This window comes from Burkholderia sp. 9775_39, assembly GCF_015712225.1.
GTDB classification, from domain to species: domain Bacteria; phylum Pseudomonadota; class Gammaproteobacteria; order Burkholderiales; family Burkholderiaceae; genus Burkholderia; species Burkholderia cenocepacia.
Genome location: NZ_JACCQC010000027.1, coordinates 1 through 16,147 on the forward strand (window position 1 = coordinate 1; position 16,147 = coordinate 16,147).

General features: G+C 68.9%; 16 protein-coding genes. 10 read left to right on the forward strand and 6 right to left on the reverse strand.

The annotated features are described in order from the left end of the window. From fliH to H0X90_RS28320, 4 genes are all read left to right on the forward strand, one after another. A partial coding sequence (fliH, locus tag H0X90_RS28305; protein ID WP_196438313.1) for a flagellar assembly protein FliH occupies positions 1–592 on the forward strand: 592 nt, incomplete at its 5' end. Continuing rightward, positions 586–2,130 (forward strand): flagellar protein export ATPase FliI, encoded by a 1,545-nt coding sequence (fliI, locus tag H0X90_RS28310; RefSeq protein WP_077188745.1) that lies wholly within the window; start codon positions 586–588, stop codon positions 2,128–2,130. The genes fliH and fliI, both read left to right, overlap by 7 nt. Before the next feature lie 5 nt (positions 2,131–2,135). Then, positions 2,136–2,594 (forward strand): flagellar export protein FliJ, encoded by a 459-nt coding sequence (gene fliJ / locus H0X90_RS28315; RefSeq protein ID WP_006489106.1) that lies wholly within the window; start codon positions 2,136–2,138, stop codon positions 2,592–2,594. A 31-nt stretch (positions 2,595–2,625) separates the two neighbouring features. Then, positions 2,626–3,993 (forward strand): flagellar hook-length control protein FliK, encoded by a 1,368-nt coding sequence (locus tag H0X90_RS28320; RefSeq protein ID WP_077188746.1) that lies wholly within the window; start codon positions 2,626–2,628, stop codon positions 3,991–3,993. A gap of 29 nt (positions 3,994–4,022) precedes the next feature. On the opposite strand, the gene H0X90_RS28325 is transcribed toward H0X90_RS28320, so the two are convergent. Further along, on the reverse strand, positions 4,023–5,663 hold the full coding sequence (locus H0X90_RS28325; protein WP_006485445.1) for a GMC family oxidoreductase: 1,641 nt from the start codon (positions 5,661–5,663) through the stop codon (positions 4,023–4,025). Positions 5,664–5,886: 223 nt separating this feature from the next. On the opposite strand from H0X90_RS28325, the gene H0X90_RS28330 reads away from it, so the two are divergent. Further along, the gene (locus tag H0X90_RS28330) at positions 5,887–6,393 is read left to right on the forward strand and encodes a hypothetical protein (RefSeq protein ID WP_153260054.1); all 507 of its coding nucleotides are present in this window, start codon (positions 5,887–5,889) and stop codon (positions 6,391–6,393) included. Further along, positions 6,390–7,832, forward strand: coding sequence for a coniferyl aldehyde dehydrogenase (locus H0X90_RS28335; protein ID WP_058901898.1), 1,443 nt, complete (start codon positions 6,390–6,392; stop codon positions 7,830–7,832). Before H0X90_RS28330 ends, H0X90_RS28335 begins: the two co-directional genes overlap by 4 nt. Before the next feature lie 66 nt (positions 7,833–7,898). Here H0X90_RS28335 and H0X90_RS28340 read toward each other — a convergent pair whose 3' ends face one another. Both H0X90_RS28340 and H0X90_RS28345 read right to left on the reverse strand, forming a co-directional pair. After that, positions 7,899–8,921 carry a serine/threonine protein kinase gene (locus H0X90_RS28340; RefSeq protein ID WP_006485443.1) on the reverse strand — a complete coding sequence of 341 codons (1,023 nt, stop codon included), beginning with the start codon at positions 8,919–8,921 and terminating at the stop codon, positions 7,899–7,901. Positions 8,922–8,977: 56 nt separating this feature from the next. Next, positions 8,978–9,190 (reverse strand): hypothetical protein, encoded by a 213-nt coding sequence (locus H0X90_RS28345; protein ID WP_006477514.1) that lies wholly within the window; start codon positions 9,188–9,190, stop codon positions 8,978–8,980. A gap of 808 nt (positions 9,191–9,998) precedes the next feature. Here H0X90_RS28345 and H0X90_RS28350 point away from each other — a divergent pair. After that, the gene (locus tag H0X90_RS28350; protein WP_077188754.1) at positions 9,999–10,886 is read left to right on the forward strand and encodes a DMT family transporter; all 888 of its coding nucleotides are present in this window, start codon (positions 9,999–10,001) and stop codon (positions 10,884–10,886) included. Between the two features lie 353 nt (positions 10,887–11,239). Next, complete coding sequence (locus tag H0X90_RS28355) at positions 11,240–11,425, forward strand: hypothetical protein (protein WP_006482800.1); 186 nt, start codon at positions 11,240–11,242, stop codon at positions 11,423–11,425. Positions 11,426–11,531: 106 nt separating this feature from the next. Here the strand turns inward: H0X90_RS28355 and mgrA are convergent, their stop codons facing one another. Continuing rightward, positions 11,532–12,575 (reverse strand): L-glyceraldehyde 3-phosphate reductase, encoded by a 1,044-nt coding sequence (mgrA, locus tag H0X90_RS28360; RefSeq protein ID WP_006495538.1) that lies wholly within the window; start codon positions 12,573–12,575, stop codon positions 11,532–11,534. A gap of 193 nt (positions 12,576–12,768) precedes the next feature. Here mgrA and H0X90_RS28365 point away from each other — a divergent pair, with 193 nt between their 5' ends. Continuing rightward, entirely contained in the window at positions 12,769–12,975 is a 207-nt protein-coding gene (locus H0X90_RS28365; protein ID WP_006482797.1) for a DUF3185 family protein, read from the forward strand. A gap of 151 nt (positions 12,976–13,126) precedes the next feature. Here the strand turns inward: H0X90_RS28365 and H0X90_RS28370 are convergent, their stop codons facing one another. Further along, positions 13,127–13,900 (reverse strand): phytanoyl-CoA dioxygenase family protein, encoded by a 774-nt coding sequence (locus H0X90_RS28370; protein WP_006482801.1) that lies wholly within the window; start codon positions 13,898–13,900, stop codon positions 13,127–13,129. A gap of 352 nt (positions 13,901–14,252) precedes the next feature. Here H0X90_RS28370 and H0X90_RS28375 point away from each other — a divergent pair, with 352 nt between their 5' ends. Then, positions 14,253–14,594 (forward strand): hypothetical protein, encoded by a 342-nt coding sequence (locus H0X90_RS28375; RefSeq protein WP_006492161.1) that lies wholly within the window; start codon positions 14,253–14,255, stop codon positions 14,592–14,594. Between the two features lie 111 nt (positions 14,595–14,705). Here H0X90_RS28375 and metK read toward each other — a convergent pair whose 3' ends face one another. After that, positions 14,706–15,893 carry a methionine adenosyltransferase gene (metK, locus tag H0X90_RS28380; RefSeq protein WP_006482984.1) on the reverse strand — a complete coding sequence of 396 codons (1,188 nt, stop codon included), beginning with the start codon at positions 15,891–15,893 and terminating at the stop codon, positions 14,706–14,708. Between the last annotated feature and the right edge of the window lie 254 nt (positions 15,894–16,147).

Here is a 16,147-nt window from a genome sequence, read left to right on the forward strand (position 1 = left end):
GCCCACGCGCTGGCAGCGCGTCGCCGCCGCGCTCGCCGAGGAACTGCAGCGCGTGCGCGACGCCGCGCACGCCGAAGGCCATGCGGCCGGCCATGTCGAAGGCCAGGCGCTCGGCTACCAGGCCGGTTTCGAGCAGGGCCGCGAACAGGGTTTCGAGGCCGGCCAGGCCGACGCCCGCGAACAGGCCGCGCAGCTCGCGGCGCTCGCCGCGTCGTTCCGCGAAGCCGTGTCCGCCGTCGAACACGATCTCGCATCCGAGCTCGCGCAGCTCGCGCTCGACATCGCGCAGCAGGTCGTGCGCCAGCACGTGAAGCACGACCCGGCCGCGCTGGTCGCCGCCGTGCGCGACGTGCTCGCGGCCGAACCCGCGCTGTCCGGCGCGCCGCATCTCGCGGTGAATCCGGCCGACCTGCCCGTCGTCGAAGCGTATCTGCAGGACGATCTCGACACGCTCGGCTGGAACGTGCGCACCGACGCGTCGATCGAGCGCGGCGGCTGCCGCGCGCACGCCGCGACCGGCGAGGTCGACGCGACGCTGCCCACGCGCTGGCAGCGCGTCGCCGCCGCGATCGGCAAGGTGAGCACGTGGTGACGCGCTCGCCCAACGCGTTCGCGCACGACGGCATGACGCCGCTCGAACGCGAGCTCGCGCTCGCGTCGTTCGGGCCGGCGGCCGCGCACGATCCCGCGGACGACGCCACGCCGCACGCCGCATCCGCGGCTGCCGACGCCGCCCCGCGCGCGCCGCACAATCCGCATCTCGCGCACTGGCGCACGCACCTGAACGGGCTCGCCGCGCGCAGCCACCGCGCGCTGCCGCTGCGGCCGTGCGGACGCCTCACGCGCGCGGCCGGCCTCGTGCTCGAGGCGATCGGGCTGCGCCTGTCGGTCGGCGCCGAATGCACGATCGAACTGCCGCCCGGCAGCACGCTGCCGCACGCGGAAGCCGAAGTCGTCGGCTTCGCCGGCGACCGCCTGTTCCTGATGCCGACCACCGACGTCGCCGGCGTCCTGCCCGGCGCCCGCGTGTGGCCGCGCGAAAGCGCGCCCGTCGCCGATCCGCTCGCGGGCGCGAAGCGGCTGCCGGTCGGCTGGGAGATGCTCGGGCGCGTCGTCGACGCGTCGGGCCGCCCGCTCGACGGCCTCGGCCCGCTCGCGTCGAAAGTCGATGCGCCGCTGTCGGCGCCGTCGATCAACCCGCTCGATCGCGAGCCGATCCACCACGTACTCGACGTCGGCGTGCGCGCGATCAACGCGCTGCTCACCGTCGGCCGCGGCCAGCGAATGGGCCTGTTCGCCGGCTCCGGCGTCGGCAAGTCGGTGCTGCTCGGCACGATGGCGCGCTATACGAGCGCGGAAGTGATCGTGATCGGCCTGATCGGCGAACGCGGCCGCGAAGTGAAGGAATTCATCGAACAGATCCTCGGCGAGGACGGGCTCGCGCGCTCGGTCGTCGTCGCGGCGCCGGCCGACGTGTCGCCGCTGTTGCGGATGCAGGGCGCCGCGTACGCGACGTCGCTCGCCGAGTATTTCCGCGACCAGGGCAAGCACGTGCTGCTGCTGATGGATTCGCTGACGCGCTATGCGATGGCGCAGCGCGAGATCGCGCTGGCGATCGGCGAGCCGCCCGCGACGAAAGGCTATCCGCCGTCGGTGTTCGCGAAGCTGCCCGCGCTCGTCGAGCGCACCGGCAACGGCCCCGAAGGCGGCGGCTCGATCACCGCGTTCTACACGGTGCTGACCGAGGGCGACGACCAGCAGGACCCGATCGCCGATTCGGCGCGCGCGATCCTCGACGGCCACATCGTGCTGTCGCGTGCGCTCGCCGAGGCCGGCCACTATCCCGCGATCGACATCGAGGCGTCGATCAGCCGCGCGATGACCGCGCTGATCGACGAAACGCATCTCGACCACGTGCGGCAGTTCAAGCAGATGCTGTCGCGCTACCAGCGCAATCGCGACCTGATCGCGGTCGGCGCCTACGCGCCCGGCCGCGACGCGCAGCTCGACCGCGCGATCGCGCTCTACCCGCGCATCGAAGCGTTCCTGCAGCAGGGCTTTCGCGAATGCGCGCCGTTCGCATCGAGCCTCACTGCGCTCGATGCGCTGTTCGACGCTTACGGAGGCTGATCCCGATGGCCCACGGCTTTCCCCTTCAGCTGCTGCTCGACCGCGCGCAGGAAGACCTCGACTCGGCCGCGAAGCAGCTCGGCGCCGCGCAGCGCGACCGCACCGCGGCGGCCGAACAGCTCGACGCGCTGCTGCGCTATCGCGACGAATACCACGCACGCTTCGCGCAATCCGCGCAAAGCGGGATGCCGGCCGGCAACTGGCGCAATTTCCAGGCGTTCATCGACACGCTCGATGCCGCGATCGCGCAGCAGCGCAGCGTGCTCGCCGCGGCCGAAGTCCGCATCGACGAGGCGCGCCCGAACTGGCAGCAGAAGAAGCGTACCGTCGGCTCGTATGAAATCCTGCAGGCGCGCGGCGTCGCGCAGGAAGCGCAGCGCGACGCCCGGCGCGAACAGCGCGACGCCGACGAACACGCCGCGAAGATCCTGCGCATGCGGGCCGACGCGGCCCGCTCGTCGTAACCGACCACCGCCTTCGAACGAGAGAACCGTCATGCCTCCCCTGCCCCTGCTCGGCGCGCTGCTCGACACCGCCGGCGCCGCACTCAAGGTCGCCCGTGGCTCGGGTGCGTCCGCCGCCGGCGCCGATGCGGCCGCTGCCACGAGCGCCGTGCCGTTCGCGCAGACGCTCAAGCAAAGCGTCGCCACGCGCGGCGATACGGCCAACGCCGGTACGCCGGACGCGTCGACCAGACCGGCTTCGTCGAAGCCGGCCGCCGGCGCGAAACCGTCCGGCACCGACGACGACACGGCGACCGACGACACGCCCGCGAACGCCGCCACCGCGAACCCCGACGCCGCCGCCCTCGCGGCCGCCGCGGCCGTGCAGGCGCAACTGCAGGCGCGCCCGGACACCGCGACGCCGGCCGACGCGGCGACCGCCGCCGCGGCCGCCACCACGCAAAAGACGGCCGTGTCCGGCCAGCCGGACGCCACGGCGACGCTCGCCGATCATGCGGCCAAGGACGCGACCGCGCAGCCGACCGACCCGGCATCGAGCCGCGACGCGCTGCAAGCGGCGCTCGCCAAGCTGACGGGTGGCGCGGGCGCGATCACGATGCCGGCGACCGGCACGAGCGCCGCCGCCACGCCGACGACGCCGGCAGCGACCGCGTCGAACGCCGCCGCCCCGCTGACACCGAAAGTGCCGACGTTCGACCGCACGCTCGCCGACGCGAAAGGCGCGCTCGCCACCCAGCCCGCGCCGACCCAGGTCACGCCGCAAACGCTGCAGGCCGACGCGAACGCGCAGTCCGGCGCCCAGCACGCGCTCACGGCAGCCAGCAACGCGACGGACCCGGCCGCCAGCGCGACGCTCGCGGCGGGCGCCACGGCTGCCGCCGCCGCGCAGGCGAACCTGCAACTGTCGCCGGCCGCCGGCGCGATCGCCGCCGCCAACGCACACGCGCTCGCGCCGCACGTCGGCACGGCCGACTGGACGGATGCACTGAGCCAGAAAGTGGTGTTCCTGTCGAACGCGCACCAGCAGAGCGCCGAGCTGACGCTCAACCCGCCCGATCTCGGGCCGCTGCAGGTCGTGCTGCGCGTCGCGGACAACCATGCGCACGCGCTGTTCGTGTCGCAGCACGCGCAGGTGCGCGACGCGGTCGAAGCCGCGCTGCCGAAGCTGCGCGAAGCGATGGAAGCAGGCGGACTCGGGCTCGGCAGCGCAACCGTCAGCGACGGCGGCCTCGCGTCGCAGCAACAGCAGCCCAACCCGCAGCAGACTTTCGCCGGCGGCCAGTCGTCGCGACGCGGGAACGGCGGACCGTCAGCCGTCGATGCACCTGTCGACGCCGCGCAATCCGCACCGGTCGCCGCGCGCGCGAGCCGCGCCGGCCTCGTCGATACGTTTGCCTGAGCATGGCCGCTGCCGTGCGCGCGCCGCGCCTAGCGGCCGTGCACCGCGGTAGCCGCCTCGCCGCGCGGCACACCGCCGCGGCGCGCCGCGACGATGAAGTCCGCCGCGCGTTCGCCGATCATCACCGACGGCGCATTCGTATTCCCGCCCACCAGCGTCGGCATCACCGACGCATCCACCACGCGCAATCCGTCGACGCCGCGCACGCGCAGTTGCGGATCGACGACCGCGCGCGCATCGGAGCCCATCCGGCAGGTGCCGACCGGGTGATAGATCGTGTCCGCATGCGCGACGATCGTCGCGCGCAGCTCCGCTTCGCTCTGGTCCGGCCGCGTGTACAGCTCGCGCCCGCCCTGCGACGCGAGCGGCGCCTGCGACAGGATGCGGCGCATCGCCTGCGCGCCGCGCACCAGCAGGTCGAGATCGCGTGAATCGCTGAAGAAGCGCGGATCGATCAGCGGCGCGTCGCGCGCATCGCCGCTCGCGAGCGCGACCGTGCCGCGGCTGAACGGCCGCAGCGCGCACACGTGCAGCGAATAGCCGAAGCCCCAGTGCATCTTGCGGTTGTGGTCGTCGACGAGCGCCGTGCAGAAATGCAGTTGCAGGTCGGGACGCGCGAGCGACGGATCGCTCTTGATGAAACCGCCGGCCTCCGCGACGTTGCTCGTCATCATCCCGGTGCGGCTCGAGAAATAGCGCGCGAGCGCCGGCGTCATCTTCGCGATGCCGCGCACGCACACGCCGACCAGCTCCGACGAATTCACGCGCGTGTTGATGATGAAATCGATGTGGTCGATCAGGTTCGTGCCGACGTCCGGCGCATCCTGCACGACCGCGATCCCGTGGCGGCGCAGTTGCTCCGCCGGGCCGATTCCCGAACACATCAGCAGTTGCGGCGAATTGAACGCGCCGGCCGACAGGATCACTTCCGCGCGTGCGCCGAGCGTCTCGACCCGCCCGTTGCGCGACACCACGACGCCGACCGCGCGCTTGCCGTCGAAGCCGACGCGCAGCACCGTCGCATCCGTGAGCACGTGCAGGTTCGGCCGGTTGCGGCCGTAGATATACGCGCGCGCCACGCTGCAGCGCGAACCGTCGCGATGCGTGACCTGATAGAAGCCGACGCCTTCCTGCGTCGCGCCGTTGAAGTCGTCGTTCAGCGGATAGCCGGCGGCATGCGCGGCCTGAATGAATCGTTCGGAGAACGGATTGCGAAAGCGCAGATCGGAAACGGTCAACGGGCCGTCCGCGCCGTGCCACGCGTCGGCGCCGCGTTCGTTGCCTTCCGCGCGGCGGAAATACGGCAGCACGTCCTGCCAGCCCCAGCCCGTCGCGCCGAGCTGCGCCCACTCGTCGTAATCGCCTGGGTGGCCGCGCGTATAGATCATCGCGTTGATCGCGCTCGAGCCGCCCATCCCGCGCCCGCGCGGCTGGTAACCGCGCCGCCCGCCGAGGCCCGGCTGCGGCACCGTCTCGTAGCCGTAGTTGGTGCCGAGCTTGAACGGCACCAGCGCCGCGATGCCGACCGGCATGTTGACCAGCAGGTTGCGCTCCGTATGCGAGCCGGCCTCGATCAGTGCGATCGTCGCATCGGGGCAGGCATCGGCGAGACGGCCGGCCAGGCTCGAGCCACCCGAACCGCCGCCGACGATGATGTAGTCGTATTGCATGTCACGTCTCCGTCGTGTCATGGAAGGCGCGCCGGCACCGCCGCGCGACCGCGTCCCCTCTTGTGTTCGGGCATTGTAGGAATGGCCGTCCCGTGCGCGGCACGCGGATTCAAGAGCGATTCCTCTAAACGCCCGCGTGAACTAAATTTAAGATGTATCGAATCGCTTCGCGCGATGCACCGGCCACGAGAAGCCGACTCGTCGCGAAACGGGAGGAACGACGATGCAGCGCCAGATCCTGCAGGCCGCGTGTCGACCGGATGATCCGGAGGTCACGCGCGCGGCCCGCATTTCATTTCAAACGGCGGCCTGCGCGACGACGTACGGCGTCATGCGCGCAGTCGGTGGAAATCGAACGGCACGCGCCATCGCCGACCGTTTGGACGGTGTGTCGACGTCGCTGCACGATGAGCGGCGACGGGTCGTCGCGTACCCGTCGCGCGGCCCTGCTGCGGTGCACCGGCAGGCGTGCGCGCAACGGCATCGCGCACCCGCTCGTCACCGTATCGGATCGTGCGCGCCTGCCGTGCGGCGCACTTTTCGGACGGGGACACCGTCGCGCGGATACGACGCTTGCCGCATACCGCAACCGGTTTTCGAACACCCGTCGCATCCGGCCCCGTGCCGCGCGACCCGCATCACCCGATCCGCGTCGCCGCGCTCGCCGAGCGTGCGCGTGCGGCGTGACGGCCGGCCGATCAGCCAGGCCCAACTGGAGGAGACGACATGAAGAACGACCTGCCCGAACTGGCCCCGCAAGCACTGCCGTCGGTCGATGCGCTGACGTCGCTGCTGCACGACCAGCGCGCGGCGTACCTGCGCGCACCGTACCCGGCATGGGACACGCGTGCGCAGCACCTGCGCGCGCTGCGCACGATGCTGATCGATCACGCGGATGCGCTCGCCGACGCGATCAGCGCCGATTTCGGCCATCGCGCGAAGCAGGAAGTGCTGCTGTCGGAAATCTGGATGGCGAAGGAAGAGATCGACGACGCGCTGAAGCACGGCAAGCGCTGGATGAAGCCGATCCGCAAGCCGATGAACAAGTGGCTGCGCCCGGCGCGCGCGAAGGTGATTCCGCAGCCGCTCGGCGTGGTCGGCATCGTCGTGCCGTGGAACTATCCCGTGCTGCTCGCGGCGGGCCCGCTGATCTGCGCGCTCGCCGCCGGCAACCGCGCGATCATCAAGATGTCCGAACTGACGCCGCGCACGTCGGCGCTGTTCGAGCAGCTCATCGGCAAGACCTTCACGCGCGACCACGTCGCGGTCGTGAATGGCGACGCGGAGATCGGCGCCGCGTTCAGCGCGCTGCCGTTCGATCACCTGTTGTTCACCGGCTCGACGCAGGTCGGCCGCCACGTGATGCGCGCGGCCGCGGACAACCTCACGCCCGTCACGCTCGAGCTCGGCGGCAAGTCGCCGGCGATCGTCGGCCCGAATGCGCGCTTCGACGCGGCCGTCGATGCGATCGTCGCCGGCAAGACGCTGAACGCCGGCCAGACCTGCATCGCGCCCGACTACGTGCTGCTGCCGCGCGGGATGGAAGGCGCGTTCATCGAACGCGCGCGGACCCGCTTCGCGAAGCTGTATCCGGACCTGTCGGCCAACGGCGACTACACGACGATCGTGTCGCCGCGCCACTACGCCCGCCTGCAGCAACTCGCGAGCGGCGCGCAGGCGGCCGGCGCGCAGTTGCATCCGCTGTCCGATGCGCAGTCCGATCCCGCATCGCGCCGCTTCGTGCCGTGCGCGCTCACGCAGGTGCCCGCCACGTCGCAACTGATGCAGGAGGAAATCTTCGGGCCGCTGCTGCCGCTCGTGCCGTACGAGCGGCTCGACGAAGCGATCGCGTACGTCAATGCGCGCCCGCGTCCGCTCGCGCTGTACCTGTTCGACGAGGATGGCGGCACGATCGACCGCGTGATGCGCGAAACGATCTCGGGCGGCGTCTCGATCAACGAAACGCTGATGCACATCGCATGCGGCAGTTTGCCGTTCGGCGGGGTCGGGGCGAGCGGCATGGGTGCGTACCACGGCTACGATGGCTTCGTGACGTTCTCGAAGATGAAGCCGGTGCTCACGCAGGCGCGCCTGAACGCGCGCAACCTGCTCGCGCCGCCGTACGGCAAGCGCTTCGCCGCGCTGATCAAGCTGATGCTGAAGTTCTGAGCCGGACGGGCCGCGTCGCGGCCCTGTCCAACCTGCCGCGCGGCAGGGATGCCGCGCGCGCAACGGTCACACGGGCCAGAGCGGCCCTTCCTGCATCGCGCCGATCTGCTCGCGCAGTTCGAGCACGCGCGCTTCCCAGTAACGATGCGTGTTGAACCACGGGAACGCGGCCGGAAACGCCGGATCGTCCCAACGCCGCGCGAGCCACGCCGCGTAGTGGATCAGCCGCAGCGTGCGCAGCGCTTCGACGAGATACAGCTCGCGCGGCTCGAATTCGCAGAAATCCTCGTAGCCGGCGAGCAGGTCCGCCAGCGCGCGCGACGCGCCTTCGCGATCGCCCGGCAGCAGCAACCACAGATCCTGCACGGCCGGCGCCATCCGGCTATCGTCGAAGTCGACGAAATGCGGGCCGGCATCGGTCCACAGCACGTTGCTCGGATGACAGTCGCCATGCGTGCGCAGCAGGCGAATCTCGCCCGCGCGCTCGAACGCCGCCTCGACGCCTTCGAGCGCCAGCGCGACCGCGGTCTCGTACGCCGGTCTTACGTCATCCGGAATGAAATCGTGCGCGAGCAGGTAGTCGCGCGGCTCGTAGCCGAACGTGCCGATGTCGAGCACGGGACGCGCGACATACGGCTGCGTCGCACCGACCGCATGAATACGGCCGATGAAGCGGCCGAGCCATTCGAGCGTGTCGCTGCGGTCGAGATCGGGTGCGCGCCCGCCGCGCCGCTCGAAGATCGAGAAGCGGAAACCGTCGAACGCGTGCAGCGTGCGGCCGTCGAACGATCGCGCGGGCACCGCCGGAATCTCGCGCGCGGCGAGTTCGGCGACGAACGCATGCTCTTCGAGAATCGCGTCGTCCGACCAGCGCGCCGGGCGATAGAACTTCGCGACGACGGGCGGGCCGTCTTCGATACCGACCTGGTAGACGCGGTTTTCGTAGCTGTTCAGGGCAAGCAAGCGCCCGTCGGTGCGCAGGCCGGCCGGCATCAGCACGCTGTCGAGCGCGTCGAGCACGCATTCGGGCGTGAGGCCGGCGAACGGCGGGCTGGCGGGAGAAGCGGGAGCGGAGGTGGCGTCTGTCATGCCCCGCATTGTGCCGCCTGCCGGACCGAAAGACGAGCGTCCGGTGCGATGGGTGCTTAGTGAAGCGCCGCGCCGGCCGGCAGAACGGATTCGCCGGTGTCGATCAGGTCCTCGAGAAAGAACGGCTCGGTGTTGAGTTCTTTCGACTCACCCGGCACGCCCGCGTACCAGGTCACCATGGCCATGTCGCCCAGGATGCGCTGGACGATGCCGCGCGCGCCTTTCGGCACCGCGATATGGGTAGTGCAGACGATCGACCCGATATGCATGATGGTTCCCCACTCTTGAATCTTGAAACCCGGCCCGCTGGCGAGCCGGCAAATGCACGATCCGCGCCGCTCTCGGCGGAGCGTTGCGCGTGATCCCATTGTTCACGGTTTATCGAAGCGCGAAAAGAAGAAGAAGCAGGCGAAGTGCCGCGAATTCGTCGAATGTCTCCAATCAACCACTGCGTCGGGCACGTACTTGCCCGCCCGGTTACCCCCATCATACCCTGTCGAATGTGACTGACCACCGAAACCGCCCGGCGCCGCCGTACGCACATGATTGACGCAACGCGCGTGCCGCTTCGCTTCGCCGCTGCCGAATCATCGGAACACTGCACGCGACCGACCGGAATCACGTCGCGTGCGTCGCATGTCGATCGCTTTCCACCGTTCGTCGAACGCTTGCGTGCGTACCGGCATCGGCCTGCATCGACGCACGACGCCGCTCGCGATATGCAGCCGCCGACAAGAGTTGCGCTCGATGGCTGCGTTGCGGTACCTTAGGCTTTCATTCGCGTTCAACCGCACTCCGACACGATGTATCCGCTCACGTCCGCCCTCGCAAAATCCCGGCCGCAGTTCGACTCGCGGCCGCAGGCGTGCGTGCATCCGTCGGTCCTTCCTCCTCCTGTCGCACCGCCGCTCGTCTGCGCTGCGCCGCCCCCTCCGGCGGCACGCGCCGGCTGACTCGCCGGCTTTTCGTTTTCGTCTTCCCTTCGCGCCGTGGGCTGCAGGTGCGTGCGTCATGACGCACGGCACGTTGCCGCGCGCGCGGATGGAACGTTTCGATCCGTTCGACAGGTGGATTCACATGGTTTCGTTCAAACGCGCGCTGGCCGCGCATGGCGCGACGTCGCTCTTCGTACTGCTGTGGAGCAGCGGCGCGATCTTCGCTGAACTCGGTCTGCGTCACGCGTCCGCGTTCGCCTTTCTCACCGCCCGTTTCGCGCTCGCATCGCTCGTGCTGCTCGCGCTGGCGTTCATGCGCAAACGCTGGCTGCCGCCGCGCGGCGAGCGGCGCATGGCCGCGCTGACCGGCTTGCTGATGATGGGCGGCTATTCGATCTTCTATCTTCTCGCACTCGAGCGCGGCATCGCGCCCGGGGTGCTCGCGACGATCCTCGGCGTGCAGCCGATCCTCACGCTCGCGATCGTCGAGCGTCGCTGGCAACCGGTGCGCATCGCGGGGCTCGCGCTGTCGCTCACCGGCCTCGCGCTCGTCGTGGGCCGCGGCGTGAGCGGCGGGACGGGCGGCCTGTCGGCGGGCGGCATCGCGTGCGCGCTAACGGCGCTCGTCGCGCTGACCGTCGGCTCGCTGCTGCAAAAGCGCGTGCGCGCGGCGCCCGCCGACGTGCTGCCGCTGCAGAACGCGATCGGCCTCGCGCTGTGCGTCGCGATCGTGCCGTTCCGGCCGGTGTCGTTCGACATGAGCTGGGCGTTCGTCGTGCCGCTGCTGTGGCTCGGCATCGTGATTTCGGTGATCGCGCAACTGCTGTTCTACCGCTTGATGCAGCGCGGCGATCTCGTCAACGTGACGAGCCTGTTCTATCTCGTACCGGTCGTCACCACGCTGATGGACGCCGTGTGGCTCGGCAACCGGCCCGAGCCGCTCGCGCTCGCCGGCATGGGCGCGATCATCGCCGGGCTCGCGCTCGTGTTCCGCGCACCGGCCGCCCGCCCGCACCCCGACCGCGCCTGAGCGGCGGGCCGCCGCGCCCACGGGTGCGGCGGCCCGTATCGGACACATACGACGATTCCGCGAAAATCGAAAGGAACGGGAAAGATACGCGCAAGGCGTTCGTCTTGTTCGCACGAAAAACGCGTGATTCGCGGGGCTTTCTACTGATTTTTAATGGTTCGGATAGCGAAAAACGCCGCCGGTTGCCTATACTCGAATTGACCGGCCTGCTCGTAACGGGCCGGACCAACTAGAAACACCCGGCATGGGGCCGGGGTGAGCGCACGCGTGCCGTTTCAGGCCGATATCCCGCAGGGATGGAGCCGCCCAGGCAAGCACCGAAGCGCCCACTTCGGCCGACACTGGAGACACGCATGACGACCTATTTCACGATCGGCGACTTCATCCTGTTGATTCCGATGGCGCTGGCCGGAGCGCTATTTCTCGGCGCGGTACCGTGCGCCACCCAGTTCCGTCACAACCTGCTGCGCGTACTCGGCGTCATTCTCGGTGTCGGCGTCGCGGTATTGCTCGTTGAAGGCCTGCCTGCGCTGATCTAGCGCCTCGCCGTGCGCGACGCCCATCGCTGCACCGCAGCGATGGGCCGCATGGCGTGTGCGGCGGCGATACGGCACACGATATTTCGCATCCCGTATCGACTTCCGATCAGATCGCCTGATCGGTGGACGGCTTTTCCCACAGATTGATGCCGCCTTCCGTCGCGTAACGATCGATCTCCGCGAGTTCCTCCGCCGAGAATTCGAGGTTCTGCAACGCACCGACGTTCTCGCGCACCTGCTCGGCCCGGCTCGCGCCGATCAGCGCGGAGGTCACGCGGCCGTTACGCAGCACCCACGCCAGCGCCATCTGCGCAAGGCTCTGCCCGCGCCGTTCGGCGATCGTATTGAGCTTGCGCACGTGCTCGAGGTTGTCCGCACTCAGGTGCTCCTGCTTCAGCGAGCCGCCGCCCGGCTTGTTCACGCGCGCGTCGGCCGGCACGCCGTTCAGGTACTTCGACGTGAGCAAGCCCTGCGCGAGCGGCGTGAACGCGATGCTGCCCGCGCCGACGTCGTCGAGCGTGCCGAGCAGGTCGTTCTCGATCCAGCGGTTCAGCATGTTGTACGACGGCTGGTGAATCAGTAGCGGCACCTTGTATTGCGCGAGCAGCGCGGCCATCTCGCGCGTCTTCGCGGCCGAATACGACGAAATGCCGATGTAGAGCGCCTTGCCCTGCTGCACGGCCGACGCCAGCGCGCCCGCCGTTTCCTCGAGCGGCGTGTGCGCGTCGAAACGGTGCGAATAGAAGATGTCGACGTAGTCGAGCCCCATCCGCTGCAGGCTCTGGTCGAGGCTCGCGAGCACGTACTTGCGCGACCCGCCGCCGCTGCCGTACGGCCCCGGCCACATGTCCCAGCCGGCCTTCGTCGAAATCAGCAGCTCGTCGCGATACGGCCGGAAATCCTCCTTCAGCAGCCGGCCGAAGTTGGTTTCGGCGCTGCCGTACGGCGGCCCGTAGTTGTTCGCGAGGTCGAAGTGGTTGATGCCGAGGTCGAACGCGGTGCGCAGGATCTCGCGCTGCGTCGAGATCGGCGTCGAATCGCCGAAGTTGTGCCACAGGCCGAGCGACAGGGCGGGCAGTTTGAGCCCGGACTTGCCGCAGGTGCGGTATTGCATGCCGGCATAACGTTCGGAAGCTGCTTCGTAGGCCATGAGTCTGTTCCGTCAGGACATCGGGGAAAGGGACGCGCGCCGGCCACGCCAATGACGCGACGGCGGCGAAGGAGTCATACGACGACTATGGTAGCGAAAGCGGCCGGATCACGCACGGCGGCGCGACGATGGACGCGACCGCGGTCGTCGCCTACACTGCGGCGTCTCGAATCACCGTTTCAGCGAGGTTGGTATGTCCCGAGTCATCTCGGTTGCACTGCTCGTCGGCGGCGTCGTGCTGCTGTATTTCGGCGGCCAGTCGTTCCATTCGATCAACGACAACGTGTCGCGCTTCTTCACCGGCTCACCCGCGACGAAGACGATCCTGCTGATCGCCGGCGGCGCCGTGGCGTCGTTCGTCGGCCTGATCGGCCTCGCGATGCCGGGCGGCAAGCGCTGATCGCGCCGCAGCGCGACGCACGTACGACTCGCGTCACGCGCGCGGGCCGCATCAAACGAAACGGGCGGCCTGGCCGCCCGTTGCTTCATTCTCGTTCGCCCGCGATGCACCGCATCGCCTGCGCATCGCGACGGCGCCGCCGGAGCGGCGCCTAGAACTGCACTTCCGGCTTCGACGCCGAGCGCGTGCCGGGCACCGGCCGGTTGCTTGCGCCGTGGTACGTGTACACGAGCGAGAACTTCACCTGGTCGGAACGGTTCTGCCCGGCCGAATGCAGCGTGTTGCAGTGGAAGAACACGACGTCGCCCGTCTGCAGCGGCGGACAGGTGGCCGCTTCGATCATCCTGCGGTTCTCCGGCACATCACTGCGGAAGAATTTCGCGTCATCGAACGCTTCCGGCCCGAATTCGGCCGTATGCGAACCCGGCACGAGCCACAGCGCACCGTTCTCGTTGGTTTCGGGCCCGAGCGCGAGCCACACCGACACCATGTCCGGGCGCTCGAACGCCCAGTAGCGGAAATCGCGATGCCAGCCGGTCAGGCTGCCGTACGCCGGATGCTTCGTCATCATGCAGTTGTGATGCGCACGCGACAGCACCGGCTCCTCGCCGAAATACGCGCGCATCCACGCGCCGATTTCGGGCGCGATCGCGCGCTCGGCAAACGCCGGATCGCGCGAATACGCATCGAGCAGCCGCCGCACCGTATGCCCGCCCGGCGCGTGCTTCGATTCGGGCGCGCCCGGGTAGCGCAGGTCGGCCTCGAACTCGATCGGCTCGGCGGCCTCCCGCAACTGGCGCTCCGCGATCTGCCGGAGCGCCGCGCACTGCGCTTCGCCGACGAGGCCGCGCGCGACGACGAAGCCGCGCTCGCGCAATTCCGCGACTTGCGCGCGGATCGATTCCGACTGCAATGGAGACGACATGGGATGCCAGACGTTTATTGTGTGAATGTGACGATTGTAAATCGGCGCCGGATACCGCGAACAGCACCATTGTCGTGCGCAGGGGCATGCCAATCGCGGATTTGACCCAGCTCAAGGGAACTGTGCGGCGCGGCACCTGCCTGAGCGACAGGCGGTATGCGGCACACGCCTTGCGGCACAAGGGTTTATCGCGACTTTTGCCCGTCATGAATCCCCTGTAGCCTGACGCGGCCTGTCAATTCTGGCGGGCGCGGCGCGCAACGGGTTTCGGTAAGATCCGTTGTGCCATCCGAGGCCGTTCATACCAGTGCGCTCTCCAGGGCGCCACCCATACAAGCGAAGCATCGTTCACATGCCATTCCGTCTGACTTCCCGTTTCAACCGCGCTGCGAAGCGCGTCGTGCCGTCCGCTCCTGCCCGCTCGCTGCGCCATCACCGCGCACGCACGCAGGCGCTGGCCGAGCGTACGCACACGCACAGCCGGCTGGACGGCATCCGTGCGTGGTTCCACGCGTTTTTCTCGATGATGAGCGCGCAGGCGTTCGCCCGCCGCGCCGGCCTGCGCTCGCTGCTGCAGAAGCCGTCGTCGCTGCGCGCGCTCGCGCTGCGCCGCACGCTCGGCCCGCAGCGCCGCGTCAACCGCCCGCGCCGCCTTGCCGCGAGCAACGGCTGGTTCGGGTTCGGCGCGCGCTGAGCAAGTGTCTGGCGGGCACGGCCCGCCCCGATCGCCGCCATTGCTTCGACGATCGAAACCCATAAAAAAACCCCGGCTTGGCCGGGGTTTTTCATTTCGGGCGAACGACGCTTACGCGACGCGTGCCGTCGGCTCCACGCCGGCCGCTTCGGCCAGTGCGAGCGCCTTGTCGGTCGCTTCCCACGAGAATTCCGGCTCTTCGCGACCGAAGTGGCCGTAAGCTGCCGTCTTCTCGTAGATCGGACGCAGCAGGTCGAGCATCTTGATGATGCCCTTCGGACGCAGGTCGAAATGCTCGCGCACGAGCTTCGTGATCACCGCATCCGACACGCGGCCCGTGCCGAACGTGTTGACCATCACCGAGGTCGGCTCGGCCACGCCGATCGCGTACGACACCTGGATCAGCGCGCGCGACGCGAGGCCGGCGGCGACGATGTTCTTCGCGACGTAACGGCCGGCATACGCTGCCGAACGGTCGACCTTCGACGGATCCTTGCCCGAGAACGCGCCGCCGCCGTGCGGTGCGGCGCCGCCGTACGTGTCGACGATGATCTTGCGGCCGGTCAGGCCGCAATCGCCCTGCGGGCCGCCGATCACGAACCGGCCGGTCGGGTTCACGAGGAACTTGATGTCGCCCTTGATCAGGTCGGCCGGCAGCGTCGGCTTGATGATTTCCTCGATCACGGCTTCGCGCAGCGCGGGCAGCTCGATGTCCGGTGCGTGCTGCGTCGACAGCACGACGGTGTCGATCGAATCGGGCTTGCCGTCGACGTAGCGCACGGTGACCTGCGACTTCGCGTCCGGACGCAGCCATTGCAGGCGGCCGTCGCGGCGCAGGCTGGCCTGGCGCTCGACGAGGCGGTGCGACAGGTAGATCGGCAGCGGCATCAGTTCCGGCGTTTCGTCGCACGCATAGCCGAACATCAGGCCCTGGTCGCCCGCGCCTTGATCGAGGTTGTCGTCGTGTGCACGATCGACGCCCTGCGCGATGTCCGGCGATTGCTTGTCGTACGCGACGAGCACCGCGCAACCCTTGTAGTCGATGCCGTAGTCGGTGTTGTCGTAGCCGATGCGCTTGATCGTATCGCGCGCGATCTGGATGTAGTCGATGTTGGCCGTCGTGGTGATTTCACCGGCCAGCACGACGAGACCCGTGTTGCACAGCGTTTCCGCCGCAACGCGGGAATATTTGTCCTGCTCGAGGATGGCGTCGAGAATCGCGTCCGAGATTTGGTCCGCGACCTTGTCCGGATGGCCTTCGGAGACGGATTCGGACGTGAAGAGATAATCGTTTGCCACTTTTTCAGGCTCCTGTGTGGTTACGGTTGGTTTCACGTAGCCAGCTTCGTTGGGCCTGAAGCGGCGACGCTTTAGCGGATTACCAGGACCGGGCAGCGCGTGTCGCGCCAACCGGCTTCGCCCCGCAAGTTGTCAGTTAACTCGGCGAAGCCCGTATTATAGCGGCTTTCCTGAATTGTCACAGAGCGCCGCCCGTGCTGCATCTTCCGCTGTCTTACCACCCTGTTCGCAACGTGCCGGCCAGCCGGCCCTAC

Bases quoted from the DNA above. Each gene is read 5' to 3' on its own strand.
- H0X90_RS28330 (WP_153260054.1), top strand. From the start codon at position 5,887: ATGCAGCGCCAGATCCTGCAGGCCGCGTGTCGACCGGATGATCCGGAG.
- H0X90_RS28370 (WP_006482801.1), bottom strand. From the start codon at position 13,900: ATGTCGTCTCCATTGCAGTCGGAATCGATCCGCGCGCAAGTCGCGGAA.
- mgrA (WP_006495538.1), bottom strand. From the start codon at position 12,575: ATGGCCTACGAAGCAGCTTCCGAACGTTATGCCGGCATGCAATACCGC.
- H0X90_RS28345 (WP_006477514.1), bottom strand. From the start codon at position 9,190: ATGCATATCGGGTCGATCGTCTGCACTACCCATATCGCGGTGCCGAAA.
- H0X90_RS28355 (WP_006482800.1), top strand. From the start codon at position 11,240: ATGACGACCTATTTCACGATCGGCGACTTCATCCTGTTGATTCCGATG.
- fliJ (WP_006489106.1), top strand. From the start codon at position 2,136: ATGGCCCACGGCTTTCCCCTTCAGCTGCTGCTCGACCGCGCGCAGGAA.
- H0X90_RS28375 (WP_006492161.1), top strand. From the start codon at position 14,253: ATGCCATTCCGTCTGACTTCCCGTTTCAACCGCGCTGCGAAGCGCGTC.
- H0X90_RS28340 (WP_006485443.1), bottom strand. From the start codon at position 8,921: ATGACAGACGCCACCTCCGCTCCCGCTTCTCCCGCCAGCCCGCCGTTC.
- H0X90_RS28325 (WP_006485445.1), bottom strand. From the start codon at position 5,663: ATGCAATACGACTACATCATCGTCGGCGGCGGTTCGGGTGGCTCGAGC.
- H0X90_RS28365 (WP_006482797.1), top strand. From the start codon at position 12,769: ATGTCCCGAGTCATCTCGGTTGCACTGCTCGTCGGCGGCGTCGTGCTG.
- H0X90_RS28320 (WP_077188746.1), top strand. From the start codon at position 2,626: ATGCCTCCCCTGCCCCTGCTCGGCGCGCTGCTCGACACCGCCGGCGCC.
- H0X90_RS28335 (WP_058901898.1), top strand. From the start codon at position 6,390: ATGAAGAACGACCTGCCCGAACTGGCCCCGCAAGCACTGCCGTCGGTC.
- H0X90_RS28350 (WP_077188754.1), top strand. From the start codon at position 9,999: ATGGTTTCGTTCAAACGCGCGCTGGCCGCGCATGGCGCGACGTCGCTC.